The organism is Pseudomonas rhizozeae (assembly GCF_031583775.1).
In the GTDB taxonomy this organism is placed as follows: Bacteria; Pseudomonadota; Gammaproteobacteria; order Pseudomonadales; family Pseudomonadaceae; genus Aquipseudomonas.
The window spans coordinates 151104-174167 of sequence record NZ_JAVLSB010000021.1 but is presented as its reverse complement, the minus strand read 5'-3'; the positions used below and the strand labels follow the sequence as shown (position 1 = coordinate 174167).

Sequence of the window (23064 nt, the reverse complement as noted above, 5' to 3'; positions counted from 1 at the left end):
GCCCGGAGCCTGCGCGCCTGATTCGAGAACAGCATGCCTGAATTGCCAGAAGTCGAAACCACCCGCCGCGGTATCGCCCCGCACCTGGAAGGGCAACGCGTCAGCCGGGTGGTGGTGCGTGACCGGCGCCTGCGCTGGCCGATTCCCGAAGACCTCGACGTGCGTCTGTCCGGGCAGCGGATCGTGCTGGTGGAACGGCGCGCGAAGTACCTGTTGATCAACGCCGAGGTCGGCACCCTGATCAGCCACTTGGGCATGTCGGGCAACCTGCGGCTGGTGGAAATCGGCATGCCGGCGGCCAAGCATGAACATGTGGATATCGAACTCGAATCGGGGCTGGCGTTGCGCTACACCGACCCTCGGCGGTTCGGCGCGATGCTCTGGAGCCTCGACCCGCACAATCACGAATTGCTGCTGCGCCTGGGGCCGGAGCCATTGACCGCGCTGTTCGACGGCGAGCGCCTGTTTCAGCAGTCCCGTGGGCGTTCGATGGCGGTGAAGCCGTTCATCATGGACAACGCGGTGGTGGTGGGCGTGGGCAATATCTACGCGACCGAGGCGCTGTTCGCCGCCGGCATCGACCCGCGCCGCGAAGCCAAGGGCATTTCCCGGGCGCGCTACCTGAAGCTGGCGATTGAGATCAAACGCATCCTTGCGGCGGCGATCGAACGGGGCGGCACCACCTTGCGCGACTTCATTGGCGGGGATGGCCAACCGGGTTATTTCCAGCAGGAGTTGTTCGTCTACGGCCGTGGTGGCCAGCCGTGCAAAGTCTGTGGCACTGAACTGCGGGAAGTGAAGCTCGGCCAGCGCGCCAGCGTGTTTTGCCCACGTTGTCAGCGCTGACGGCGGTGGAACAAGTCTGAGGGTCTATAGTGAGGTGTCTGACCGCTTAGCCCGAAGGACCGCACCATGAAATCGTTGCAAACCCTGCTTATCGCGTCGCTGCTCTGCTTCAGCCTGCCCGCCCTGGCCAATGAAAGCGGCAGCGGCGACCCACGCTACACCATCCAGAATCCCCCCGCGTATGCCATGCTCGGCGACCTGCTGATCGCCCGACCCTTGCTGGTGGTGGGCACGGTGATCGGGGCGGCGGCGTTTGTAGTGTCGCTGCCGTTTACCGCGCTGGGCGGCGGCATCGGCGATGCCGGGCAGGCGCTGGTCGTTGATCCGGCCAAGGCTGCGTTCGTGCGATGCCTGGGGTGTGTGGGGGAGGGATTTGAGCAGCGGGAGTGAGGGGGTTATAGCTTCGCTGGATTGGAAGGCCTCATCGCGGGCAAGCCCGCTCCCACAGGAAATGCGGTGTACACAAAAAAATTGTGATCACTTCAGAACCCTGTGGGAGCGGGCCTGCCCGCGATGACGTCAGCACTGGCAACCGATTATTCAAGCCTTGCCAGTAATGAGCCGATACTTGGCCATCAGCTGTTCTTCGGTCTCGGGGTGCGCCTCGTCCAGCGGGATGCAATCCACCGGGCAGACCTGCTGGCACTGCGGTTCGTCGTAGTGGCCGACGCACTGGGTGCACAGGTTCGGGTCGATCACGTAGATCTCTTCGCCCTGGGAGATGGCGGCGTTCGGGCACTCGGGTTCGCAGACGTCGCAATTGATGCAATCGTCGGTGATGATCAGGGACATGCTTACTCCTGCCGGGGCGCTGGGCCCGGGCATCTGAAAACGAATGCGCGCAATTGTGCCGCATTGGCGCCCGCAGTGCACGCGGGCGCCGCTTCAGCGGTCGTTACTTCTTGAAGCGCAGGGTCAGGGCGTCGGCCACGGCAGGGTGGACAAACTTGGTGATATCACCGCCCAGGGCCGCGATTTCACGGACCAGCGTCGAGGAAATGAACGAATAACGCTCGGATGGCGTGAGAAACAGGCTCTCGACGTCCGGCGCCAGCTGGCGGTTCATGTTGGCCAGCTGAAATTCGTATTCGAAGTCCGACACCGCCCGCAGCCCACGCAGGAACACGTTGGCATTCTGCTCTTTGGCAAAGTGCGCCAGCAGCGTCGAGAAGCCGACGACTTCGACGTTCGGCAGATGTCGGGTGACCTCGCGGGCCAGCTCCACGCGTTGTTCCAGGGGAAACAACGGGTTTTTCTTGGGGCTGGCGGCGACGGCAATGATCACATGATCGAACAGGCGCGCGGCGCGTTCGACCAGATCGCCATGGCCCTTGGTAATCGGGTCGAAGGTACCTGGGTACAACACTCGGTTCATCGCGTCGTCCTGGCGGGAGTCCGTTGGGGAGTCGGATGGTATCGCAGCCTTCCCGGTCGGGAAAGCCGCCTGTTCGGTAAGAAAGCACTATAGACGATCGCAATCGAGTGTTGGCTCAAGGGTTTTTCAGCCGTTCGGCGAGGGCGGTGGCCAGTTGCGCGGTCAGCCCGTACACCGACAATTGCGGGTTGGCGCCAATGCTGGTGGGGAACAGCGAGCCGTCGTGGATCGACAGATTGCCGACTTGGTGATGGCGGCCAAGACTGTCGGTGACCGCGTTTTTCGGGTCCTCGCCCATGGCGCAGCCGCCCATCACGTGGGCGCTGCCGAGTTTGGTGCGGTACAGCTCAAGGCTCAGACCGTCGATCATGCTTTGCGCCTCGGCCAGGGTTTTCACGTACCGCGCGTCCGCGTGCAGCGGCATCACCGCTTTCGCACCGCCGGCGAACTGGATCTCGGCCATGCTGTGAAACGCCCGGCGCAAACCGTCCCAGGTATAGGGCGAAACCTGGTAGTCGAGCACCGGCGTGCCGTCGCCGCGCAGTTCGACGTGGCCGCCGGGGCTGTCCGGGTGAAAGCCATCGCGCAGCAGCGCCAGCATGGCGTGGGTGTGCGGCAGGTCCTGCATGTGCTCGGCGTTCTGCTGGCCGAAACCGCCGAGCAAGGTCGCCGCCAGTGCCGGGTGCAGCGGCGGCACTTCCAGTTTGTAGGACATTCTGCCGGCGGCGCCGTCCTGCCATTGGAAATGATCGGAATAGATCGACTGCGGCGCGCCGTAAAACGGGTTGATCACTTCGTCGAAACGGCCGGCCGACATGTTCACCAGATGCAGAAACGTTCGTTGGCCGAGGCGTTCGTGGGGATCGGGGGCCTCGGACCGCAGCAGCAGCGCCGGGCTGTTGATGCCGCCGCCGGCCAGTACGTAATGCCGCGCCTTGACCGTGATGCGTCGCCCGGTCGGCGCGACACAGCGTTGGTCCATGGCCAGGCATTCCAGGCTGACCACTTGATCATGCTTGAACGCCAGTTTTTCCGCCCGCGCCAGGTACAGCAACTCGCCGCCCTGTTCCAGGGTCGCGGGGATCGTGGTCACCAGCATCGATTGCTTGGCGTTGGTCGGGCAGCCCATGCCGCAGTAACCGAGGTTCCAGCAGCCACGCACGTTGCGCGGGATCACATGCCAGGCGTAACCCAATTGTTCGCAACCTTTGCGCACCACGTCGTTGTTGGCGTTGGGCGGAACCCGCCACGGGGCGACGCCCAGGCGTTGTTCCATGCGTTCGAACCACGGTGCCATCTCTGCTGCGCTGTGACCCTTGACCCCGTGTTCGCGGGCCCAGTGTTCCAAGGTTGGGGTGGGCGTGCGGAAACTCGAGGTCCAGTTGACCAGGGTACTGCCGCCCACCGCGCGGCCCTGCAGGATGGTAATCGCGCCATCCTTGCTCATCCGGCCGATGCCTTCCTGGTAGAGGCTGCTGTAGGCCTGGTCTTCGATTAGCTTGAAGTCGCTGCTGGTCTTGAGCGGCCCTTCCTCGATCAACAGCACTTTGTAGCCGGCGGCGCTGAGGATTTCCGCGGTGGTGCCGCCGCCGGCGCCGCTGCCGATGATCGCCACGTCGGCTTCGAGCGTCAGGTCGCTGGTCAGTTGCGCGCCGTTGTAGGTTTTCCAGCCTCGGGAGAGGCCTTCGCGGAAGGGATCGGGGACGGGCATCGTTTGGGCTCTCTTATTATTGTTGGGTGTGTGGTGGGGCTGATGGCCTCATCGCTGGCAAGCCAGCTCCCACAAAGATGTTTGTTGCTGATCAGATCGCATGAACGCCTAAAACACCTGAGGGAGCTGGCTTGCCAGCGATCAGGCTTACCTTTGGTCTCAGACCGTGGGCGGTCCCGGATACCCGCAATGTCCCCACGACTCGCGGCAGCCATACCACGCCATCATCACCAGTTGCAGAATCGACGCATGGCCCATGCGCAACAGGCTCAACGAGCTGTTTTGCCAGCGGTCGAGGAAGCGTCGGATGTCGTCGGCGCTGGCGTTTTCCCAGGCGCCCCAGATGCCCGTCAGTGGGCCGCGGGTCACGCCCATCGCCAGCACGTCGAACAATTGCCGGGTGAGTTTGAGCATTTCCGGGGACAGGTGATCGAGGCCATGGTCGAGGCTGCGCAGGGTGCGGTCGACAGCGACGCTCAACCCGTCGGCCGTCACGGCGCCGTCGAGCATCACCGGCACCAGCGCCCGCAGGAACGGCAGATCACTGTCGCGCAATACTGCAAAGCCGTTGGCCGGGGCGCTCGACGAACAGCCACTCAGGCTCGCGCCCAGGCCGGCGGTCGCCAGGAAGGCGCTGGCGCCAAGGCTCAATTTCAGCAGGCCGCGCCGTGACAGCGCGGGGGAATCGGTCAGGCTTGGGTGCATTGTTGTTATTACCCGAGTGGCGCGACGGTTAACGGATAAACAATTTCTGAATCAGCTTCTGAATCGATTTGCCATACGGCGGGTAAATCAGTTTCGCCGCATTGAACCGTTGCTTGATCAACACGCCCTTGGCCTTGCTGAAGGTCAGGAAGCCTTCATGACCGTGGTAATGGCCCATGCCCGAGGCGCCGATGCCGCCGAAGGGCATGTCGTCCTGAGCGACGTGCAGCAAGGTGTCGTTCAGGCACACCCCCCCGGAATGGGTTTCGTGCAGCACCCGGTGTTGTTCGGTCTTGTCGTAGCCGAAGTAATACAGCGCCAGTGGCCGCGGTCGCTGATTGATGTAGGCAAACGCCTGGTTGAGGTCGGTGTACGGCACGATTGGCAGAATCGGGCCGAAGATTTCGTCCTGCATCACGGTCATCTGGTCGCTGACGTTCAGCAGCAGGCTGTGGCCCATGCGCCGACCCTGGCCTTGCTCGAATAACGGGATCAGCAACGCGCCTTTGCCGGTGGCATCGCTGAGGTAGCCGTTGAGCCGTGCCAGTTGTCGGTCGTTGATGATGGCGGTGTAGTCCGGGTTGTCCGCCAGCGTCGGATAAAACCCGCGAACCGCTTGGCGGTAGGCTTCGACGAAGGCGCCGACGCGCTCTTCCGGCACCAGCACGTAGTCCGGCGCAACGCAGGTTTGCCCGGCATTCAGGGTCTTGCCGAAGGCAATGCGTTCGGCGGCGTCCTTGAGCGGCACGTCCCGCGACACAATGGCAGGCGACTTGCCGCCGAGTTCCAGAGTGACCGGGGTCAGATTCTCCGCTGCCGCGCGCATCACATGCTTGCCGACGCTGGTGGCGCCGGTGAACAGCAAGTGGTCCAGTGGCAGTTTCGAGAACGCCATGCCGACGTCCGCTTCACCGAGCACCACGCACACCAAGTCTTGCGGGAACACTCGGCCCAGCAATTCCTTGAGCAACAACCCGGTGGCTGGTGTTGATTCGCTGAGTTTGAGCATCACGCGGTTGCCCGCCGCCAGTGCCCCGACCAAGGGCCCGATCGCCAGGTACAACGGGTAGTTCCACGGCACGATCACGCCGATGACACCCAAAGGCTGATACACCACTTTCGCCGACGCGGGCTGGAAAGCCAGGCCCACGTGGCGCCGCGAGGCTTTCATCCAGCGCTTGAGTCGGCGGCTGGCGTAATCGATGCCGTGCAGGCTGGGCATCAACTCGGCCAACAGGGTTTCGTCGGCGCTGCGATGGCTGAAGTCCTGGCTGATCGCGTCGATCAACGCCTGGCGTTCGCTGCTGAGCAAGTCGCGCAGGCTCTTCAGCCATTGCTGACGTTGCGCGGCGGGTGGCATGGGATTGGCGGCATAAGCTGAACGCTGGGCGTCGAACAGTTCGCGGAGCTCGATCAAGGGCTGTTGGCTGGTCTGCATGTAGGCAATGTCGGCGGTCATGATCGGCTCTGTCTTTATTGGAATGAAGAACTTTTTAGAGTCTATGCTCTAGGTTGTCAAATCACATCCTCGTACTCGCTGGTTTTCTCCCTGCGCCGTTGGTCGTAAGATGCCCGCCATCGCACTCTGAATTAAAGCTCAAGCCATGGCCCCCAGAATAAAAACCAGCGAGCGCATCGTTCAGAACAGCCTGGAGCTGTTCAACCAGCAGGGCGAGCGCAGTATCAGCACCAACCACATTGCCGCCCACATGGAGATTTCTCCGGGTAACCTCTACTACCACTTCCCTAACAAGCAGGCGATCATCGCCGTGCTGTTCAGCGAATACGAAGTGCTGGTGGACAGCTTTCTGCGCCCGCCCCAGGGCCGCGCCGCCACCGTTGAAGACAAGCGTTTCTATCTCAAGGAATTGCTCTCGGCGATGTGGCGCTACCGCTTTCTGCACCGCGATCTGGAACATTTGCTCGACAGCGACCCGGACCTCGCCGGGCGTTATCGGCGTTTCTCCCAACGCTGCGTGATCCAGGGCGCGGCGATCTACGAAGGCTTTGTCGCCGCCGGGATTCTGAAGATGGACCAGGTGCAGATTGAGTCCCTGACGCTCAACGCCTGGATCATCCTCACCTCGTGGGTGCGTTTCCTGTGCACCACTCGGGAGAACTCCAACCACCTCAGTGAACAAGCCATCAAACGTGGCGTTTATCAGGTGCTGGTACTGGAAGCCGGGTTCGTCACCGAGCAGGCGCGCGAAGAAGTGAACGCTTTGTTTGATGAATTTTATGTCCCGCTGGCCCAAGCGCTCGAGGAAGTGAAGTAGGACCGGCCATCGATCTGAACCAGGAGCCCGCTATGCCTATTGCGCAGTTGATCAGCCCGCACGCCCTTGAACAGAAAAAGCAGCAGCCAGGGCTGGTGATTCTTGATTGTCGGTTTGCTCTCGAAGACTCGGATTATGGCCAGCGCAGCTACGCCGAAGGGCACATCGCCGGTGCGTCCTATGCCGACCTGGAACGCGACCTCAGCGGTCCGGTGATCAAGGGCCAGACCGGGCGTCATCCGTTGCCGGACGCGCAACAGTTTGTCGAGCGCCTGCAAGCTTGGGGCGTCAACAACGACAGCGAAGTCGTGCTCTACGACGATGGCCCCGGCGCGTTTGCAGCGCGGGCCTGGTGGTTGCTGGCCTGGCTGGGCAAGCGCGATGGCGTGTTCATTCTGGACGGTGGCCTCAAGGCCTGGCACGCGGCGGGCTTGCCATTGAGCCTCGATGCGCCATCCCGGCAGGCCGGTACCTTTAGCGGTACGCCGGACGACAGCCTGCTTCTGAGCGCCGAGCAATTGCAGCAGCGTTTGCAGCAGCCGAGCCTGACCCTGCTCGATGCCCGTGCCTTGCCGCGTTTTCGCGGTGAAGTGGAGCCCATCGACCCCATCGCCGGGCACATTCCCGGCGCGCAATGCGCGGCCTTCACCGACAACCTGAGCAGTGACGGTCGCTTCCTGCCGGCCGATCAACTCAAGCAACGCTTTGCCGAAAAACTCGGTGATCGTTCGCCGACTGAACTGGTGGCCTACTGTGGTTCCGGCGTCACGGCATGCCACAACCTGTTCGCCCTGTGCCTGGCGGGTTATCCGTTGGCGGGGTTGTATGCCGGGTCGTGGAGCGAGTGGATCAACGAGCCTGCGCGCGGCATCGCCACCGGCAACTGAGCGGCCTTGGGCAAAAACTGATCACCCGCCATCGGCCGCCATCAACCATCGCGGGATGCGCCGCTCCAGGTAATACGTCGGCCGGCGCAAGGTGCCGTCGACGAACCCCACATGCCCGCCCTTGGGCTGCAATTCAAACTGCGTGCAAGCCGACAATTCGTCGGCTTGCGGCAGGCTGTGAGGAAACACAAAGGGATCGTCCGCCGCTTGAATGATCAGGGTCGGCGTCTGGATTTCGCTGAGGAAATAACGGCTGGAGGCCCGGCGGTAGTAGTCCCCGGCGTCGGTGAAGCCATGCAGTGGCGCGGTGACCCGGCCGTCGAAGTCCCAGAAGGTGCGCATGTTTTCCAGTGAGCCCAGCGCCGCCAGCGCGGCGGCGCCATCCTGACGCCCGTCATGCTGGAACTGGCGCTGCTTGTTCTTGATGTAAGCCACCATCTCGCGCATGAAATGCGCCTGATAGACCTTGGAAAAGCCTTGGCCGATCCGGTCGGCGCACTGGTCGAGGCGGAACGGCACCGACACCGCAACCGCGCCCTGCAGACCGCTGGCATGCCCTGTTTCCCCCAGATGCTTGAGCAGCACATTGCCGCCCAGTGAATATCCCACGGCATACAACGGCGCCAAGGGGCGTTGCGCGCGCAAATGCTGGATGGCTTCGGCCAGGTCTTCGCTGGCGCCGGAATGGTAGCTGCGCGCCAGCAAATTGGGTTCGCCCGAGCAACCCCGCCAGTTCAGCGCCACGCTGGCCCAGCCTTGATCACCCAGGGTTTTCTGCAGACCGGCGACATATGGCGAATTCGACGAGCCGGTCAGCCCGTGCAACACCAGCACCAATGGCGCATCGGCCCTGTGCGGGCCGTGCCAGTCAAGGTCGAGGAAGTCGCCGTCGACGAGCCAGAGTCGCTCGCGCGAGCGTTCAAGGTGCGTGGTTTTGCGCCACAACGGGCCCCACAAGGTTTGTAAGTGCGGGTTGCCGAGGCCGACGGCAGGGATGAAGCGTTCGCTGGGCGGGAGCACGATGGATCTCTGAAAGGTAAAACGGCAGCAGCCACGCCATCACGGGCGCGGCGGCTTGTGGGTCGAAGGAAACTAACTTGCCACATTCCCGGTATCGGCGCGACACATGTGCCCTGCGGTGCCACTGGCTGGCGGCGGCAGCGGTTGCTGGTCGACGGTCGGGCCAAGGGTCACCACCGACCATTTTTTCGCATCAAATTGCCGGTTCAGGGCCGCTTTGATCTGAGCCACGGTCAGGTTCTGCACCTGGCTGACCGAGAAATCCAGGTCGAGGGGCAAATCGAACTGATTGATCTCGACCAGTCGCGAAAGGATCTGCGCGTTGCTGGCACTGTTCAATGCATTGCTGCTGCGCAGATAGGCTTTGGCATCGTCGAGTTCTTGCTGAGTCGGCCCATCGCGCAGGAAGTCGGCGTACAGCGTTTGCACCATCGCCACGCTGCCATCGCGGTACTGCGGGCGTGTCTTGAAGTCGATGATTGCGAGGCTGGCAGCCTGCCAGGCCGGCGTTTGCAGTTGGGCGGTGTAGGTCAGTCCGCGTTTTTCCCGCAGCTCGGTCATCAGGCGCGAGTTGAGTCGCTGTCCGCCGAAGATCACGTGCGCCACTTTGAGCGCCAGGTAATCCGGGTGTTGCACCGCCACACCGGGCTGGCCCAGCAGGATGTGGGTCTGGCTCGACGGTCTTTCGATGTGCCGCGAGTTGATCGCGTCCGAGGGCAGCGGACTCAGGGTCGCCGGCATTGCCGCGCTGGCTGGCAACGCATTGATCACTTGCAGGCTGAGCGCTTGCGCTTGTTCCACGGTCAGGTCGCCGACCAGCGTGATCAACGTACCCGTGGCGCTGTAAGCCTGGCGGTGGAACGCCAGGATCTGCGCGTGGGACAGCGCTGAGACACTCGCCGACGTGCCGAACACCGGACGGGCATACGGGTGTCCGGGTAGCAGTGTTTCCCTGAGCGCCTGGTTGATCTGCACGTCGGGATTGAGTCGCTGCGCCTCGATCAGCTCATGCAGTTGGCTCTTGACCCGTTTCAATGCCTCATCGGACAGCACGGGCTGGCCCAGCAACTGGTTGAACAGGTGTAAGGCCGGTTCGCGCTTGTCGTCGGCCGCCAGACTGCGCAGCGAGAAAGTGACACGGTCGTGATTGATGTTCATGTCGAACCGGGCGCCCAGACCATCGAAGGTTTCCATGATGGCTGCGAGGTCTTTGCCTGGCACACCTTCGTTGATCAGGCTGAAGGTCGCGGCGGCCAGGCCCGGATGTGCGCCATCGTGCGCACTGCCGGCGGCAAAGCTGACATGCAAATCGATGATCGGCAGTTCGGTGGTGCGGATAAACAGCACCTTGCCGCCGGTGGGCGCTTTCCAGCCGTGAATATTCAGGGTTCTGGAGGCCGGCGGCTGTTGTTCCATCTCCACCAGCGATTGCAGGCGTTGTGAGGGCTGTTCTGCCGCTTGCTCTGCGGCACACGCGTGTGGACTGTGCAGGCTGTAGAGAAACACCAGGCCGAGGGCGGCCGTGACGTATTTATTCATGACGGTTCTCCACCAGGACATGGGCGACACTCAGGCGCTGGCGCGTCAGGTAGGTGACGGCGACGTGCTGGATGTCTTCGGGGGTGACTTGATTCAGTTCATCGACCTCGTTGTCGAGGTCTCGCCAGGACGCACCGATGCTCTCGAGGGAGCCAAGTCGATCCGCCTGCTGCTCGATGGCGTCTCGGTCGTATAGCTGTTTGGCGATCAGCAACGTGCGCACACGCTCAAGTTCGTCGCGGGTGGGCGGGGTAGCTTTGATGTCGTCGAGCACTGTCCAGATACGGGTCTGCGCGTCATCGAGACTGATGGGGTGCTGAGTGCTGATTTCGACATCCAGGGTGAACAGGCTGTCGCCCCGGTACAGCGCGTTGTAATCCGACAATGTCGCGGAAAACACACGCTCTCCGAACTGCAGGCGTTTGCGCAGGCGAGCACTGTTCGAGCCCGCCAGCAAGGCGTTGAGCAAGCGCAAGGCGTGCACGGTTTTGCGCTGGTCGGCGGTCATCAGGCTGGGCACGTTGAAGGCCATCATCAGGCGTGGCGCAGCAATCGGCTGGTGCAGGATGATCTTGCGCTCGCCGGGTTCGGCCAGTTCCAGTGGGGTTCTGGATTCGACCAGCGGCCGCGCCGGCAGCACACCAAAGTAGCGTTCGGCCAGGGTTTTAACGGTGTTCTGGGTGACATCGCCGACCACCACCAGCGTCGCATTCCCCGGTGCGTAGCGTGCCTGGTACCACTGGCGCAAGTCGGCGGCGCTCAGGCGTTGCAGGTCGTGCATCCAGCCAATGATCGGCACGCCGTAGCTGCTGGCGGGGTGCGCGAGGCTGGCGAGGCGCTCCTGGGCGCGGCCGTTGAAGTCGTCATCTACCCGCAGTCGGCGTTCTTCCTGGATGACCGCCCGCTCCGGAAGGAAGTCTTCCGCACGCAACCTGGCGGTCGACATCATGTCCGCCATCAACTCAAAGGCAACGCCCAGTTGGTGCGGTTGCAAGGTCTGGTAATAGGCGGTGACGTCTTTGTCAGTGAAGGCGTTCTGCGACGCGCCGAGGTTTTCGAGAATGCTCGCCGCTTCGCCGGCGCAGACTTTGCTGCTGCCTTTAAAGAGCATGTGTTCGAGGGCGTGAGACAGGCCAGACTGGCCGGGCGGCTCATCGGCGGAGCCGACCTTGAACCACAGTTGTGAGGTGACGACGGGCGCGCGATGGTCTTCGCGCACCACGACCTTGAGTCCATTATCGAGCGTGAACTGGTGTGTCGGTTGTGCCGGCTCGGCCAACGCCAATAATGGCAGTAGCCAGGCGATAAGCAGCGTCCCGCTGCGTTGAGTGTCCATCCGTGGTGATCCTCAGTGGTGTCTGAAAAGTTCATGACCACTTTGGATAACCGGAAGGGGGAACGTGCGGTACATATGTATTGCACATTCGATTTTGTTTTGGGTAATGCTGGAGGCCAGATCAGTTGGCGAGGCTGCGCTGCCACAAGGCGTAATACACCCGCCCGGATTTCTGCTCGCGGTGCAGGCGCCAGTTACCCGGCAGGCCCAGGGTCGAGGGTGCGCTTTCGCTCTCGGTGTAGACCCAGGCCTCATCCGCCAGCCATTGCCGTTCTTCGAGCAGGGCGCACACCGCTGGCAACAGGTTCTGGTTGAACGGGGGGTCAAGGAACACCAGGTCGAACGCGATCGCCGGTTGGGTTTCCAGATAGCGCAAGGCGTCGGCGGTCTGCACCTGGCCGGTGGTGCAGCGCAGCGTGCCGAGGTGTTCCTTGAGGCTTGAGACCGCAATATTGCTGGCGTCCAGAGCCTGGCCCATCGCCGCGCCGCGGGACAAGGCTTCAAGAAACAGCGCGCCGCTGCCGGTGAACGGGTCGAGCACCTTAGCGCCGGCGACGTAGGGCGCGAGCCAGTTGAACAGGGTTTCGCGCACGCGGTCCGGCGTCGGGCGCAGGCCAGGAGCATCCGGGAAGCTCAGCTTACGGCTGCGCCATTCACCGCCGATGATGCGCAGTTGGTTCACGCCGTTGTGGACGTTGTGAACAGGCTTTTTGGGACGGGATGGGCTGGCCATTAATGCTCCGGGACCCCGAGCGGCTGCTCGGCGGGTTTATCTGTGGGGGCCGGTAACGGCTTTTGCGGCACGGTCGGGCCAGCGCTGACGATGACCATTTTGTCCGTGCTCAAGTGTTTGTTCAGGGCGGTTTTGACCTGTTCGACGGTCAGCGCCTGGGATTGGCGCATGAAGTCGTCGAGATAGCTCAAGGGCAGATTGTAGAAGCCCATGGCGCCGAGCTGGCCGACGATATCGGCATTGCTCGCGGTGGACAGCGGAAAGCTGCCGGCCAGTTCGCGCTTGGCATCGTCCAGTTCTTTCTGGGTCGGGCCGGTCTTGAGGTAGTCGGCCAGCACGTCCTGCACCAGCTTCAGCGTGCCTTCGCTCATTTCGGCGCGGGTTTGCAGGTTGATCATGAATGGACCACGGGCCTGCATCGGGGTGAAGCCCGAGTACACACCGTAGGCCAGGCCGCGTTTCTCGCGCACTTCGCTCATCAGCCGAGTGCCGAAACCACCGCCGCCCAGGATCTGGTTGCCCATCGACAGCGCCGCGTAATCGGGGTCGTCACGGTTGATGCCCAATTGCGCGAGCATCAGGTTGGTCTGTTTGGACGGAAATTCGATATGGCCGATGCTCGCCTTCGGTTCGACCGCAGTCGGAATCTTCGCCAGGGCCGGGCCTTTGGGCAAGGCGCCAGAGATCTGGGTGGCGATGGCTTCGGCTTCGCTGCGGGACAAGTCACCCACCAGGGCGATCACCACGTTGCCGGCGGCATAGGCTTTCTGATGAAAGGCTTGCAACTGCGCGAGGGTCACCAGCGGGATGCTTTTCGCATTGCCGTCGCTGGAGTGGCCATAAGGATGGTCGCCATAAAGGCGCGTCATCAGTTCCAGGCCCGCCAGTTTGCCGGGGCTCTGTTTCTGGTACTCGAACCCGGCGAGCAACTGGTTCTTGATGCGGGCCAGGGAGTCGGCGGGGAAAGTCGGCTTGCCGACCACGTCGGCGAACAGCTGCAAGGCCGGATCGCGTTTATCGGCGGCACTCAGGCTGCGCAACGAAGCCACGGCCATGTCCTTATAGGCACCGTTGCCAAAATCCGCGCCCAACCCTTCGAAGCCCTGAGCGATGGCGCCGACGTCTTTGCCGGACACGCCTTCGTTGAGCATGGCGTTGGTCAGCATGGCCACGCCAGGCGTGTTGCCGTCCTGGCTGCTGCCAGCGGCGAAGATCAGCCGCAGGTCGAACATCGGCAGTTCGCGCGCTTCCACGAACAGCACCTTGGCGCCTTCGGCGGTATTCCAGGTCTGTACGTTCAAGGTGCGGTGGCTCGGTGCCTTACCGTCCAGTTCGGCCAGGGATTGCAGTTTGTTGGTGGCTTTGGCCTGGTCCAGTGCTTCGCTGGCCACGGCGGCATCCGGGCGCGTCATATAAAAAGCGCCGGCGCCAACCAGCGCGGCCGCAAACAGGCCAGCCAGCAGCAGGTGGGAAGGGGCGCGCTTACTCATGAGTCGTGTCCTTTGGCAGTGGCAAGACATGGGCGACGCTGAGACGTTCGCGAGTGAAATACAGCTTGGCGGCGTTCTGGATGTCTTGCGGGGTCACGCTTTGCAAGTCGGCCAGTTCGGTGTCCATCAGTTTCCACGACAGACCCACGGTTTCCAGTTGGCCAATGGCAGTAGCCTGGCTGGTGATCGAATCACGCTCGTAAACCAGGCCGGCGATGACCTGGGCGCGCACGCGCTCAAGCTCTTCGGCAGTCGGTGCGGTGGTTTTGAGCTGTTCGAGCAGCTTCCAGAGCCCGGCTTCGGCCTGCTCGAGGGTTTTGTTTTTCTGGGTGTTGGGCGTGGCCGACAAGGTGAACAGGCTATCGCCGCGGCTATAGGCGTCGTAGCTCGACGAGCCCCCGGACACCAGCTCTTCGCCGCGTTCCAGTTGCGTCGGAATACGACCGCTGTAGCCGCCGTCGAGCAGTGCCGAAATCAGCCGCAAGGCGTTGACCGAGCGTTTGTCCTCAGTGGTGGCAATGCTCGGCACGTTGAAGGCCAGCATCAGGCTCGGCAATTGGGTCTGCACATGCAGGGTGATCAGCCGCTCGCCGGGTTCGGCCAGTTCCAGAGGGATTTTCGCCGGCGGCACATCGCGCCGCGGGATCGGCCCGAAGTAGCGCTGGGCCAAAGCCTTCACTTCATCCGGCGTGACGTCGCCGACCACCACCAGCGTGGCGTTGTTCGGTACGTACCAGGATTGGTACCAGTGGCGCAATTCTTCGACTTTCATTCTCTCAAGGTCAGCCATCCAGCCGATGGTCGGCGTGTGATAACCGCTGGCGGGGTAGGCCATGGCCTTGAAGCGCTCGTAGGCTTTGGACATGGGCTTGTCGTCGGTGCGTAACCGTCGTTCTTCCTTGATCACTTCGATCTCGCGAGTGAACTCGTCGGCGGGCAGGCGCAGGCTGGCCATGCGATCGGCCTCGAGCTCGAAGGCCACGCCCAGGCGATCCCGCGCCAGCACTTGGTAATAGGCGGTGAAATCGTCGCTGGTGAAGGCATTCTCTTCGGCGCCCAGGTCTCGCAGGATCAACGAAGCCTCGCCCGGCCCGACTTTCTCGCTGCCCTTGAACATCATGTGTTCCAGCGCATGGGATAAACCGGTTTGCCCCGGCGTCTCGTAGCTCGAGCCGACTTTGTACCAGACCTGCGACACCACGACTGGCGCGCGATGATCTTCGCGCACCACCACCTTCAAGCCGTTGTCGAGCGTGAATTCGTGGGTCGGTTGCGGATCGGCGGCGAAGGCGGTGAGGGGCAGGCAGACCGTGCTGAGCAGCAGGCCTGCGACGCGGCGGGCAAGAGCATTCATTCGTATTTTTAACCTGTCGGGCTGCCTGCTTAGCTTTAGCGTCTGCGGGCGAGAGGGTGCTAGGATACTGATCCGTTTTACTGGCGGCCACGCCTATCAGGCCTTTGATCGGCCGATGGGTTGTTTGGGTAGTCGGCAGAAGCTTTGGGTTTGTCAGCTAAACTCTGCGTTTTCGCCGATGATGACGTTCCAGTCCTTCGTAAACGTCGACCTTTTCCGTGCTTTTGCGCACGTCGACAAAATGTTGCGCCTGAACAAGCTGGATCAATTGCAGTCTGTTCTGCATCGATAATTTATTGCCGAGGCGCCAGTGTGGCGCGTCGCTACCGTGAGATAGCCGTCCTCCATGTTTGGTTCCAACGACGACAAGAAGACCCCAGCTGCGGCTGGTGAGAAAAAAAGCCTGTTCGGATGGCTGCGCAAAAAGCCGCAGGAAACCGTCGTCGAACAGCCGCAAACGCTTCCTGAGACAGTGCCGGAACCGGTTTTGCCAGAACCGGTCAGCGAGCCCGCTTCTCCCGCTTCTATAGAAGCCACGCCGATTGTTTTGCCAATGGCTGAGCCGGTCCTCCAACCGGTGCCCGAGCCAGAACCCGTCGCCGAATCCGAGCCCGCGCCTTGGCCGCCATTGCCCGTTGCCGAAGAACCGGTGGCGCTGGTCGAGGACGAAGCCGCCGAGCATCTGCCGCCGCCGATCCCCGCGCCGACCGAAGCCCAGCAAGCCGTCGAACTGTTGGTGGTCGAGCCGGAGCCGCTGGCTGAACCTCTTATCGAAGAGCCTGACGTGCCACAACCGGTGATCGCCGCGTTTGTCGAGCCAGCGCCCGCACCCGTTGAAGCGCCTACGGTGGTCGACGCACCGCCAGCCGTCGTTACCGCCGAAACCAAGGCCGGTTTTTTCGCCCGTTTGAAGCAGGGGCTGTCGAAGACCAGCGCCAGCATCGGCGAAGGCATGGCCAGCCTGTTTCTCGGCAAGAAAATCATCGATGACGAGTTGCTCGAAGACATCGAAACCCGTTTGTTGACCGCCGACGTAGGCGTCGAAGCCACCTCCGTGATCATTCAACGCCTGACCCAGAAAGTCGCGCGCAAGGAATTGGCCGATGCCGCCGCGCTGTACAAGTCGCTGCAAGCAGAGCTGGCAACCATGCTCAAACCGGTCGAACAGCCGCTGGTGATCAGTTCGCAACACAAGCCCTTCGTGATTTTGGTGGTAGGTGTCAATGGTGCCGGCAAAACCACCACCATCGGCAAGCTGGCGAAGAAGCTGCAACTCGAAGGCAAGAAAGTCATGCTTGCCGCCGGCGATACCTTCCGTGCCGCAGCAGTCGAGCAGTTGCAGGTCTGGGGTGAGCGCAACAAGATCCCGGTGATCGCCCAGCACACCGGCGCGGATTCGGCTTCAGTGATCTTCGATGCGGTGCAGGCCGCCAAGGCCCGCGGCATCGACGTATTGATCGCCGACACCGCCGGCCGCTTGCACACCAAAGACAACCTGATGGAAGAGCTGAAAAAGGTTCGCCGGGTGATCGGCAAGCTCGACGCCGACGCGCCGCACGAAGTGCTGCTGGTGCTCGACGCCGGTACCGGCCAGAACGCCATCAACCAGGCCAAGCAATTCCACCAGACCGTTGCACTGACCGGGCTGGCGCTGACCAAGCTGGATGGCACGGCCAAGGGCGGGGTGATTTTCGCTCTGGCCAAGCAATTCGGTTTGCCGATTCGCTACATCGGTGTCGGTGAAGGCATTGATGATCTGCGCACTTTTGAGGCTGAACCCTTTGTCCAGGCACTGTTTGCCGAGCGGGAGCGTTCATGATTCGTTTCGAACAGGTCGGTAAACGCTATCCGAACGGCCACGTCGGCCTGCATGAGCTGAGCTTTCGAGTCCGTCGCGGCGAATTCCTGTTTGTCACCGGCCATTCCGGTGCCGGTAAAAGCACCTTGCTGCGCCTGCTGCTGGCGATGGAGCGCCCGACGACAGGAAAACTGCTGCTGGCCGGGCAAGACCTGAGCACCATCAGCAATGCGCAGATTCCGTTCCTGCGCCGGCAGATCGGCGTGGTGTTCCAGAATCACCAGTTGCTGTTTGATCGCACGGTGTTCAACAACGTGGCCTTGCCGTTGCAGATTCTCGGTTTGTCGAAGGCGGAAATCACCAAGCGCGTGGATTCGGCCCTGGAGCGCGTGGCGCTGTCGGACAAGACCGATCTGTACCCTGGCGACCTGTCCACCGGTCAGCAACAGCGGGTCGGTATCGCCCGCGCCATCGTCCATCGCCCGGCCTTGCTGCTGGCGGATGAACCCACCGGTAATCTCGACCCGCGCCTGGCGGCGGAAATCATGGGTGTGTTCGAAGACATCAATCGCCTGGGCACCAGCGTACTGATTGCCAGTCACGACCTGGCCCTGATCGCGCGCATGCGCCATCGCATGCTGACCTTGCAGCGTGGCCGATTGATCGGCGACGGGGAGGCCGGGGTATGAGTGCGACCCGTAGCCCTAAAGTCTCCGAACGCGTGGCCCCCAAGGCTGCCGATCCGCAACCGCAGAAGAAAAAACGCGACGATGATGACGGCCCGGACTTCGCGACGCTGTTTCACGCCTGGATCGAAAGCCATCGTGCCAGCCTGCTCGACAGTCTGCGCCGGTTAGGCAAGCAGCCGATCGGCAGCTTCTTCACCTGCCTGGTGATGGCGGTGGCATTGAGCTTGCCCATGGGCTTGTCGCTGCTGCTCAGTAATGTCGAGCGGCTTGGCGGTTCGTGGCAGCGGGCAGCGCAGATTTCGCTGTACCTGCAATTGGAAGCCTCGCCGACCGAAGGCGAGGCCTTGCGCGAGCAGATCAAGAACATGCCTGGCGTGGCGGAAGCTGAGTACATCAGCCGTGACAAGGCGCTCGAAGAATTCCAGCAGCAGTCTGGCCTGGGCGAGGCGCTCAAGGAGCTGCCAAGCAACCCGTTGCCGGGCGTGGTGCTGGTGACGCCGAACGAAGTCGACAAGCCGGCGCTTGAAGCATTACGACAAAGACTTTCCGAGCTGCCGAAGGTACAACAGGCGCAACTTGATTTAGTCTGGGTTGAGCGTCTGGCGGCGATTCTCAAGCTCGGCGACCGGTTTGTCTTCGGCCTGACGGTGCTGCTGGTGTCCGCATTACTTTTGGTGATAGGCAATACCATTCGTCTTCATATCGAAAACCGTCGCACCGAGATAGAAGTGATTAAACTCGTCGGCGGCACTGACAGCTATGTGCGCAGGCCTTTTCTTTATATGGGCGCGTTGTATGGCTTCGGTGCGGGGATTTTGTCCTGGGGCGTTTTGGCGTTCGGCCTGGATTGGCTGAACGATGCCGTCGTCGGGCTGGCCGGTTTGTACGGCAGCGATTTTGCGCTGGCCGGGGTGCCAGCGGCCGACGGTCTGTCGCTCTTGCTTGGTGCGGTGCTGTTGGGGTATATCGGTGCATGGATTGCGGTAGCGAGGCATCTAAGGGAACTCGCGCCGAAGTAGTGTCTTTTTGCTCGTATTGACCTTTCAGCGTGTATGGGAACTTGTCCTACGGTTCCCGGTCAATTTTCGCAGTGCTGAACTGCACGAGTTATGTAAGTCGGAGGTTTTTTCGTATGACCACTTCTTTGCAACCTGCTTATGCTCTGGTTCCAGGCGCAAACCTGGAAGCCTATGTGCACACGGTGAACAGCATTCCATTGCTGACGCCAGAGCAGGAGCGTGAACTGGCCGAGAGTCTCTATTATGAGCAGGATTTGGGGGCGGCTCGGCAGATGGTGCTCGCCCACCTGCGATTTGTCGTACACATTGCCCGCAGCTATTCCGGCTACGGCCTGGCCCAGGCTGACCTGATCCAGGAAGGTAACGTTGGCTTGATGAAAGCGGTCAAGCGCTTCAACCCGGAAATGGGCGTGCGCCTGGTGTCCTTTGCGGTGCATTGGATCAAGGCTGAAATTCACGAATTCATCTTGCGCAACTGGCGGATCGTGAAAGTTGCGACCACCAAGGCGCAGCGTAAGCTGTTCTTCAACCTGCGCAGCCAGAAGAAACGTCTGGCGTGGCTGAACAACGAAGAAGTCCATCGCGTGGCTGAGAGCCTCGGGGTGGAGCCGCGCGAAGTGCGCGAGATGGAAAGTCGCCTGACCGGCCACGACATGGCGTTCGACCCGGCCGCCGAAGCGGATGACGACAGCGCCTTCCAGTCGCCGGCCAACTACCTGGAAGACCACCGGTACGACCCGGCGCGTCAACTGGAAGATGCCGACTGGAGCGACAACTCCAACCACAACCTGCACGAAGCGCTGGAAGTGCTGGACGATCGCAGCCGTGACATCCTCTACCAGCGCTGGCTGGCAGAAGAGAAAGCCACGCTGCACGACCTGGCGCAAAAGTACAACGTGTCGGCCGAGCGTATTCGTCAGCTCGAGAAGAGCGCAATGAACAAGCTCAAGTTGTCGATCGCCGCCTGACCTTAGCGACAGGCAACAAAAAAACGCCCTGATCAGTGACGATCGGGGCGTTTTTGTTTCTGGCCGGTGGGAGCGAGCCCGCTCGCGAATGGGGCTTATCAGTCGGCACAACATTGATTGATCCAGCGCTTTCGCGAGCAGGCTCGCTCTCTAGTGGTCTAGGGTGTTCTATCGAAGCTACTGCGCCCAAGGCGCTCGCCGCGAATCATTCAGCCCCACCAGATAGCCATCGCCGCCCAACTGGTTCATCTGCTGGCGAATCCAGCCGGCCCGCCGCGCTACGTAGGACGTTGGATGGCTGGCACTCCACACCCGGGGGTTGGGCAGCACCGCGGCGAGCAAACTGGCCTGCTGGCGCGACAGCGAGCGGGCGCCGACGCCGAAGTGATGGCGGGCCGCCGCCTCGGCGCCAAACACGCCGTCGTCCCACTCGACGCTATTGAGGTACACCTCAAGAATTCGCTGCTTCGGCCAGAGCACCTCGATCAGCCCGGTGAACCAGGCTTCCAGGCCTTTGCGCAACCAACTGCGACCGGACCACAGGAACAGGTTTTTCGAGACTTGCTGGCTCAGGGTGCTGGCGCCGCGAATCGAACCACCACGCTCGTTATGGGCGAAAGCGGCCTGTATCGCGCCGATATCGAAGCCCCAATGCTCAGCGAATTTCTGGTCCTCGCCGGCGATCACTGCGACTTTCAGGTCGTCGGAGATTTCATCCCAGGGCTTCCAAGTGCGTTGCAGGTCAATGGGTTCGCCATCGATCCACGACTCGACTTTGCGCTCGACCATCAGCGCCGTGCCCGGCGGGGGCACCACGCGAAACAGCAAAACCAGCACGACGCTGCCGCCCATGAACCAGAGCAGGGCCTTTGTGAACCGGCGGAGAAATAATCGCAGCATAGAGATGGCTTGGCCGAACCCGTGGAGCGGGCCATTATACAGACCCTGCTGATCGAGTCTGACTGGAGTTCTTCATGCTGCGTGGCTTTCTGATGCTGGCCGCTTTCTTCGGTTTCACCGGTGTCGCCCTCGGCGCGTTCGCCGCCCATGGCCTGAAAAACCGCCTGAGCGCGGAGTATCTGGCGATTTTCCAGACCGGCGTCACCTATCAACTGGTGCACACCCTGGCCTTGCTTGGCGTCGCACTGCTCGCAACGCAGATTCCTGGGCGCCTGGTGACCTGGGCCGGCGCTTCGTTTGTCATCGGCATCCTGCTGTTCTCCGGCAGCCTGTACCTGCTGACCCTGACCGGCGTCAGCAAGCTCGGCATCGTCACCCCGTTTGGCGGTTTGGCATTCCTGATTGGCTGGTTCTGTCTGGGGCTTGCCGCCTGGCGGTTGAGCTGACCGTACAGTCCATTTCGTCATGAATGGGTTGGGCCGACCTGACGGATCAGGCTAGAATGCCAGCCCCTAAAAATGATGGCGGCTTTCGGCATGCGCATTCAGTTGAACGGCGAATCCCTTGACCTGCCCGACGGTGAAACCGTTGCGGCCCTGCTGACCCGTCTGGAACTGACCGGGCGCCGGGTGGCGGTGGAGCTCAATCTGGATATCGTCCCGCGCAGCCAGCATGCCGACACCACGCTCAATGACGGCGACAATGTCGAAGTCGTGCACGCCATCGGCGGCGGTTGATCATTCGGCCCCCAGCGGCCGCGGCATTCTGCAGAACCTCACCCCAACAGAGGATTTCCCATGAGCATCGTTCGTAGCGACAAGCCTTTCGTCTTGGCCGGTCGTACTTACCAGTCGCGTTTGCTGGTCGGTACCGGCAAATACCGTGACATGGAAGAAACCCGCCTCGCCATCGAGGCCTCGGGTGCCGAGATCGTCACCTTCGCCGTGCGCCGCACCAACCTCGGCCAGACCCCGGGCGAACCGAACCTGCTCGAAGTCCTGTCACCGGATCGCTATACCTTCCTGCCGAACACCGCCGGCTGCTACGACGCCATCGAGGCCGTGCGCACCTGCCGCCTGGCCCGTGAGCTGCTCGACGGCCACAATCTGGTGAAGCTGGAAGTGCTGGCGGACCAGAAAACCCTGTTCCCGAACGTGATCGAAACCCTCAAAGCCGCCGAAACGCTGGTCAAGGAAGGGTTCGACGTGATGGTCTACACCAGCGATGACCCGATCATCGCCCGGCAACTGGCGGACATCGGCTGCATCGCTGTCATGCCGCTGGCCGGTTTGATCGGCTCGGGCCTGGGGATCTGCAACCCGTATAACCTGCAGATCATCCTCGAAGAAGCCAATATTCCCGTGCTGGTCGATGCCGGCGTGGGCACCGCCTCCGACGCTACCATTGCGATGGAATTGGGTTGCGACGCGGTGCTGATGAATTCGGCCATCGCCCACGCCCAGCAACCGATCATGATGGCCGAAGCCATGAACCACGCGATCGTCGCGGGCCGCCTGGCCTACCTCGCCGGCCGCATGCCGAAGAAACTCTATGCCAGCGCTTCCTCGCCGCTGGATGGTCTGATCAAGTAAGAGCCATTGATGACTGAATCGAACGACACGCCTATCCAGACGGAAGAAGGCGAAGAGCGCCAACACCGCCGCATCAAGAGTTTCGTGATGCGCGCCGGGCGCATGACCGAAGGCCAGCAGCGCGGCCTCGACCAAGGCACGCCGCTGTTCGTGCTGCCGCTGGCCGACGCGCCGGTGGACTTCGACCAGGTGTTCGGTCGCTCGGCACCGCGCTCGCTGGAAATCGGTTTCGGCATGGGCCATTCGCTGCTGGAAATGGCTGCCGCGGCACCGGAGCAGGATTTCATCGGCGTCGAAGTGCACCGTCCGGGTGTCGGCGCGTTGCTCAATGGTGTGCTGACCCAAGGCCTGAAAAACCTGCGGGTCTACGATTGCGACGCGATCGAAGTGCTCAATCGTTGCATCGCCGATAACAGCCTCGATCGCTTGATGCTGTTTTTCCCCGACCCTTGGCACAAGAGTCGTCACCACAAGCGCCGGATCGTCCAGGCTTCGTTCGCCGAACTGGTGCGCAGCAAGTTGAAAGTCGGCGGTGTGCTGCACATGGCCACCGACTGGGAACCCTACGCCGAGTACATGCTGGAAGTGATGAACGTCGCCCCGGGCTACCGCAACCTCGCCGAAGACGGCAAATGCGTCCCGCGCCCGAGCGAGCGGCCGATCACCAAGTTCGAACGCCGTGGCGAACGCCTTGGGCATGGCGTCTGGGACCTGAAGTTCGAAAAACTGTCCTAAGCCCTACGCAATACCAATGTGGGAACGAGTCCGCTCGCGAAGGCGGTCTGACATTCACAGAAGATGTTGAATGCCATGGCCTATTCGCGAG

25 protein-coding genes are annotated in these 23064 nt (G+C 62.0%); 12 read left to right on the top strand and 13 right to left on the bottom strand.

Annotated features, from left to right (window positions below; all coding sequences use genetic code 11):
• Positions 1-33 precede the first annotated feature (33 nt).
• Positions 34-846 carry a bifunctional DNA-formamidopyrimidine glycosylase/DNA-(apurinic or apyrimidinic site) lyase gene (gene mutM / locus RG836_RS05090; RefSeq protein WP_310843695.1) on the top strand — a complete coding sequence of 271 codons (813 nt, stop codon included), beginning with the start codon at positions 34-36 and terminating at the stop codon, positions 844-846.
• Positions 847-912: 66 nt separating this feature from the next.
• Positions 913-1236 carry a multidrug transporter gene (locus tag RG836_RS05085; RefSeq protein ID WP_310843693.1) on the top strand — a complete coding sequence of 108 codons (324 nt, stop codon included), beginning with the start codon at positions 913-915 and terminating at the stop codon, positions 1234-1236.
• A gap of 150 nt (positions 1237-1386) precedes the next feature.
• Here the strand turns inward: RG836_RS05085 and RG836_RS05080 are convergent, their stop codons facing one another.
• The 5 genes from RG836_RS05080 to RG836_RS05060 form a co-directional block, all read right to left on the bottom strand.
• On the bottom strand, positions 1387-1638 hold the full coding sequence (locus tag RG836_RS05080; RefSeq protein ID WP_017139475.1) for a YfhL family 4Fe-4S dicluster ferredoxin: 252 nt from the start codon (positions 1636-1638) through the stop codon (positions 1387-1389).
• 103 nt (positions 1639-1741) lie between these two features.
• Positions 1742-2221, bottom strand: a complete 480-nt coding sequence (coaD, locus tag RG836_RS05075; protein WP_248795101.1) for a pantetheine-phosphate adenylyltransferase — start codon at positions 2219-2221, stop codon at positions 1742-1744.
• A 115-nt stretch (positions 2222-2336) separates the two neighbouring features.
• On the bottom strand, positions 2337-3932 hold the full coding sequence (locus RG836_RS05070) for a GMC family oxidoreductase (protein ID WP_310843690.1): 1596 nt from the start codon (positions 3930-3932) through the stop codon (positions 2337-2339).
• Positions 3933-4091: 159 nt separating this feature from the next.
• Positions 4092-4637 (bottom strand): twin-arginine translocation pathway signal protein, encoded by a 546-nt coding sequence (locus tag RG836_RS05065; RefSeq protein ID WP_310843689.1) that lies wholly within the window; start codon positions 4635-4637, stop codon positions 4092-4094.
• A 28-nt stretch (positions 4638-4665) separates the two neighbouring features.
• On the bottom strand, positions 4666-6096 hold the full coding sequence (locus tag RG836_RS05060; RefSeq protein ID WP_310843687.1) for a coniferyl aldehyde dehydrogenase: 1431 nt from the start codon (positions 6094-6096) through the stop codon (positions 4666-4668).
• Between the two features lie 145 nt (positions 6097-6241).
• Between RG836_RS05060 and RG836_RS05055 the strand changes: the two genes are divergently transcribed.
• Both RG836_RS05055 and RG836_RS05050 read left to right on the top strand, forming a co-directional pair.
• The gene (locus RG836_RS05055) at positions 6242-6913 is read left to right on the top strand and encodes a TetR/AcrR family transcriptional regulator (RefSeq protein WP_310843686.1); all 672 of its coding nucleotides are present in this window, start codon (positions 6242-6244) and stop codon (positions 6911-6913) included.
• Positions 6914-6945: 32 nt separating this feature from the next.
• On the top strand, positions 6946-7800 hold the full coding sequence (locus tag RG836_RS05050) for a sulfurtransferase (protein ID WP_310843685.1): 855 nt from the start codon (positions 6946-6948) through the stop codon (positions 7798-7800).
• A 21-nt stretch (positions 7801-7821) separates the two neighbouring features.
• On the opposite strand, the gene RG836_RS05045 is transcribed toward RG836_RS05050, so the two are convergent.
• The 7 genes from RG836_RS05045 to RG836_RS05015 form a co-directional block, all read right to left on the bottom strand.
• A complete protein-coding gene (locus RG836_RS05045) occupies positions 7822-8820 on the bottom strand; it encodes a hydrolase (RefSeq protein WP_310843684.1) in 999 nt (332 codons plus the stop codon).
• Positions 8821-8892: 72 nt separating this feature from the next.
• Positions 8893-10359, bottom strand: a complete 1467-nt coding sequence (locus RG836_RS05040; RefSeq protein WP_310843682.1) for a M16 family metallopeptidase — start codon at positions 10357-10359, stop codon at positions 8893-8895.
• The gene (locus RG836_RS05035; protein ID WP_310843681.1) at positions 10352-11695 is read right to left on the bottom strand and encodes a M16 family metallopeptidase; all 1344 of its coding nucleotides are present in this window, start codon (positions 11693-11695) and stop codon (positions 10352-10354) included. Before RG836_RS05035 ends, RG836_RS05040 begins: the two co-directional genes overlap by 8 nt.
• Positions 11696-11816: 121 nt before the next feature.
• The gene (gene rsmD, locus RG836_RS05030) at positions 11817-12428 is read right to left on the bottom strand and encodes a 16S rRNA (guanine(966)-N(2))-methyltransferase RsmD (protein ID WP_310843679.1); all 612 of its coding nucleotides are present in this window, start codon (positions 12426-12428) and stop codon (positions 11817-11819) included.
• The gene (locus RG836_RS05025; RefSeq protein WP_310843678.1) at positions 12428-13918 is read right to left on the bottom strand and encodes a M16 family metallopeptidase; all 1491 of its coding nucleotides are present in this window, start codon (positions 13916-13918) and stop codon (positions 12428-12430) included. The genes rsmD and RG836_RS05025 overlap by 1 nt, the downstream gene beginning before the upstream one ends.
• The gene (locus RG836_RS05020) at positions 13911-15272 is read right to left on the bottom strand and encodes a M16 family metallopeptidase (RefSeq protein ID WP_310843677.1); all 1362 of its coding nucleotides are present in this window, start codon (positions 15270-15272) and stop codon (positions 13911-13913) included. Before RG836_RS05020 ends, RG836_RS05025 begins: the two co-directional genes overlap by 8 nt.
• A gap of 157 nt (positions 15273-15429) precedes the next feature.
• Complete coding sequence (locus tag RG836_RS05015) at positions 15430-15729, bottom strand: hypothetical protein (protein ID WP_310844456.1); 300 nt, start codon at positions 15727-15729, stop codon at positions 15430-15432.
• On the opposite strand from RG836_RS05015, the gene ftsY reads away from it, so the two are divergent.
• The 4 genes from ftsY (at position 15619) to rpoH (ending at position 19746) form a co-directional block, all read left to right on the top strand.
• Complete coding sequence (gene ftsY, locus RG836_RS05010) at positions 15619-17091, top strand: signal recognition particle-docking protein FtsY (RefSeq protein WP_310843675.1); 1473 nt, start codon at positions 15619-15621, stop codon at positions 17089-17091. The genes RG836_RS05015 and ftsY overlap by 111 nt on opposite strands.
• Positions 17088-17759: a cell division ATP-binding protein FtsE gene (ftsE, locus tag RG836_RS05005; protein WP_310843674.1), complete on the top strand. Its 672-nt coding sequence runs from the start codon at positions 17088-17090 to the stop codon at positions 17757-17759. The genes ftsY and ftsE overlap by 4 nt, the downstream gene beginning before the upstream one ends.
• The gene (gene ftsX / locus RG836_RS05000) at positions 17756-18778 is read left to right on the top strand and encodes a permease-like cell division protein FtsX (protein WP_310843672.1); all 1023 of its coding nucleotides are present in this window, start codon (positions 17756-17758) and stop codon (positions 18776-18778) included. The genes ftsE and ftsX overlap by 4 nt, the downstream gene beginning before the upstream one ends.
• A gap of 113 nt (positions 18779-18891) precedes the next feature.
• Positions 18892-19746: an RNA polymerase sigma factor RpoH gene (gene rpoH / locus RG836_RS04995; RefSeq protein ID WP_003176698.1), complete on the top strand. Its 855-nt coding sequence runs from the start codon at positions 18892-18894 to the stop codon at positions 19744-19746.
• A 177-nt stretch (positions 19747-19923) separates the two neighbouring features.
• Here rpoH and mtgA read toward each other — a convergent pair whose 3' ends face one another.
• Positions 19924-20646: a monofunctional biosynthetic peptidoglycan transglycosylase gene (gene mtgA, locus RG836_RS04990; protein ID WP_310843670.1), complete on the bottom strand. Its 723-nt coding sequence runs from the start codon at positions 20644-20646 to the stop codon at positions 19924-19926.
• 74 nt (positions 20647-20720) lie between these two features.
• On the opposite strand from mtgA, the gene RG836_RS04985 reads away from it, so the two are divergent.
• The 4 genes from RG836_RS04985 to trmB all read left to right on the top strand — a co-directional run bounded on the left by RG836_RS04985 (position 20721) and on the right by trmB (position 22973).
• Positions 20721-21092 (top strand): DUF423 domain-containing protein, encoded by a 372-nt coding sequence (locus tag RG836_RS04985; RefSeq protein ID WP_310843669.1) that lies wholly within the window; start codon positions 20721-20723, stop codon positions 21090-21092.
• Between the two features lie 90 nt (positions 21093-21182).
• Entirely contained in the window at positions 21183-21383 is a 201-nt protein-coding gene (gene thiS / locus RG836_RS04980; protein ID WP_310843667.1) for a sulfur carrier protein ThiS, read from the top strand.
• Between the two features lie 60 nt (positions 21384-21443).
• On the top strand, positions 21444-22238 hold the full coding sequence (locus RG836_RS04975) for a thiazole synthase (protein WP_310843666.1): 795 nt from the start codon (positions 21444-21446) through the stop codon (positions 22236-22238).
• 9 nt (positions 22239-22247) lie between these two features.
• A complete protein-coding gene (gene trmB / locus RG836_RS04970; RefSeq protein ID WP_310843665.1) occupies positions 22248-22973 on the top strand; it encodes a tRNA (guanosine(46)-N7)-methyltransferase TrmB in 726 nt (241 codons plus the stop codon).
• Positions 22974-23064: the final 91 nt, after the last annotated feature.

Excerpts from the sequence above, each read along its gene's own strand:
- trmB (WP_310843665.1), top strand. The coding sequence starts at position 22,248 with ATGACTGAATCGAACGACACGCCTATCCAGACGGAAGAAGGCGAAGAG.
- RG836_RS05035 (WP_310843681.1), bottom strand. The coding sequence starts at position 11,695 with ATGGACACTCAACGCAGCGGGACGCTGCTTATCGCCTGGCTACTGCCA.
- RG836_RS05055 (WP_310843686.1), top strand. The coding sequence starts at position 6,242 with ATGGCCCCCAGAATAAAAACCAGCGAGCGCATCGTTCAGAACAGCCTG.
- thiS (WP_310843667.1), top strand. The coding sequence starts at position 21,183 with ATGCGCATTCAGTTGAACGGCGAATCCCTTGACCTGCCCGACGGTGAA.
- rpoH (WP_003176698.1), top strand. The coding sequence starts at position 18,892 with ATGACCACTTCTTTGCAACCTGCTTATGCTCTGGTTCCAGGCGCAAAC.
- mutM (WP_310843695.1), top strand. The coding sequence starts at position 34 with ATGCCTGAATTGCCAGAAGTCGAAACCACCCGCCGCGGTATCGCCCCG.
- RG836_RS05060 (WP_310843687.1), bottom strand. The coding sequence starts at position 6,096 with ATGACCGCCGACATTGCCTACATGCAGACCAGCCAACAGCCCTTGATC.
- ftsX (WP_310843672.1), top strand. The coding sequence starts at position 17,756 with ATGAGTGCGACCCGTAGCCCTAAAGTCTCCGAACGCGTGGCCCCCAAG.
- mtgA (WP_310843670.1), bottom strand. The coding sequence starts at position 20,646 with ATGCTGCGATTATTTCTCCGCCGGTTCACAAAGGCCCTGCTCTGGTTC.
- RG836_RS04975 (WP_310843666.1), top strand. The coding sequence starts at position 21,444 with ATGAGCATCGTTCGTAGCGACAAGCCTTTCGTCTTGGCCGGTCGTACT.
- RG836_RS05025 (WP_310843678.1), bottom strand. The coding sequence starts at position 13,918 with ATGAGTAAGCGCGCCCCTTCCCACCTGCTGCTGGCTGGCCTGTTTGCG.
- RG836_RS05020 (WP_310843677.1), bottom strand. The coding sequence starts at position 15,272 with ATGAATGCTCTTGCCCGCCGCGTCGCAGGCCTGCTGCTCAGCACGGTC.
- RG836_RS05070 (WP_310843690.1), bottom strand. The coding sequence starts at position 3,932 with ATGCCCGTCCCCGATCCCTTCCGCGAAGGCCTCTCCCGAGGCTGGAAA.
- RG836_RS04985 (WP_310843669.1), top strand. The coding sequence starts at position 20,721 with ATGCTGCGTGGCTTTCTGATGCTGGCCGCTTTCTTCGGTTTCACCGGT.
- rsmD (WP_310843679.1), bottom strand. The coding sequence starts at position 12,428 with ATGGCCAGCCCATCCCGTCCCAAAAAGCCTGTTCACAACGTCCACAAC.
- ftsE (WP_310843674.1), top strand. The coding sequence starts at position 17,088 with ATGATTCGTTTCGAACAGGTCGGTAAACGCTATCCGAACGGCCACGTC.
- RG836_RS05040 (WP_310843682.1), bottom strand. The coding sequence starts at position 10,359 with ATGAATAAATACGTCACGGCCGCCCTCGGCCTGGTGTTTCTCTACAGC.
- RG836_RS05085 (WP_310843693.1), top strand. The coding sequence starts at position 913 with ATGAAATCGTTGCAAACCCTGCTTATCGCGTCGCTGCTCTGCTTCAGC.
- coaD (WP_248795101.1), bottom strand. The coding sequence starts at position 2,221 with ATGAACCGAGTGTTGTACCCAGGTACCTTCGACCCGATTACCAAGGGC.
- RG836_RS05050 (WP_310843685.1), top strand. The coding sequence starts at position 6,946 with ATGCCTATTGCGCAGTTGATCAGCCCGCACGCCCTTGAACAGAAAAAG.
- RG836_RS05080 (WP_017139475.1), bottom strand. The coding sequence starts at position 1,638 with ATGTCCCTGATCATCACCGACGATTGCATCAATTGCGACGTCTGCGAA.
- RG836_RS05065 (WP_310843689.1), bottom strand. The coding sequence starts at position 4,637 with ATGCACCCAAGCCTGACCGATTCCCCCGCGCTGTCACGGCGCGGCCTG.
- ftsY (WP_310843675.1), top strand. The coding sequence starts at position 15,619 with ATGTTTGGTTCCAACGACGACAAGAAGACCCCAGCTGCGGCTGGTGAG.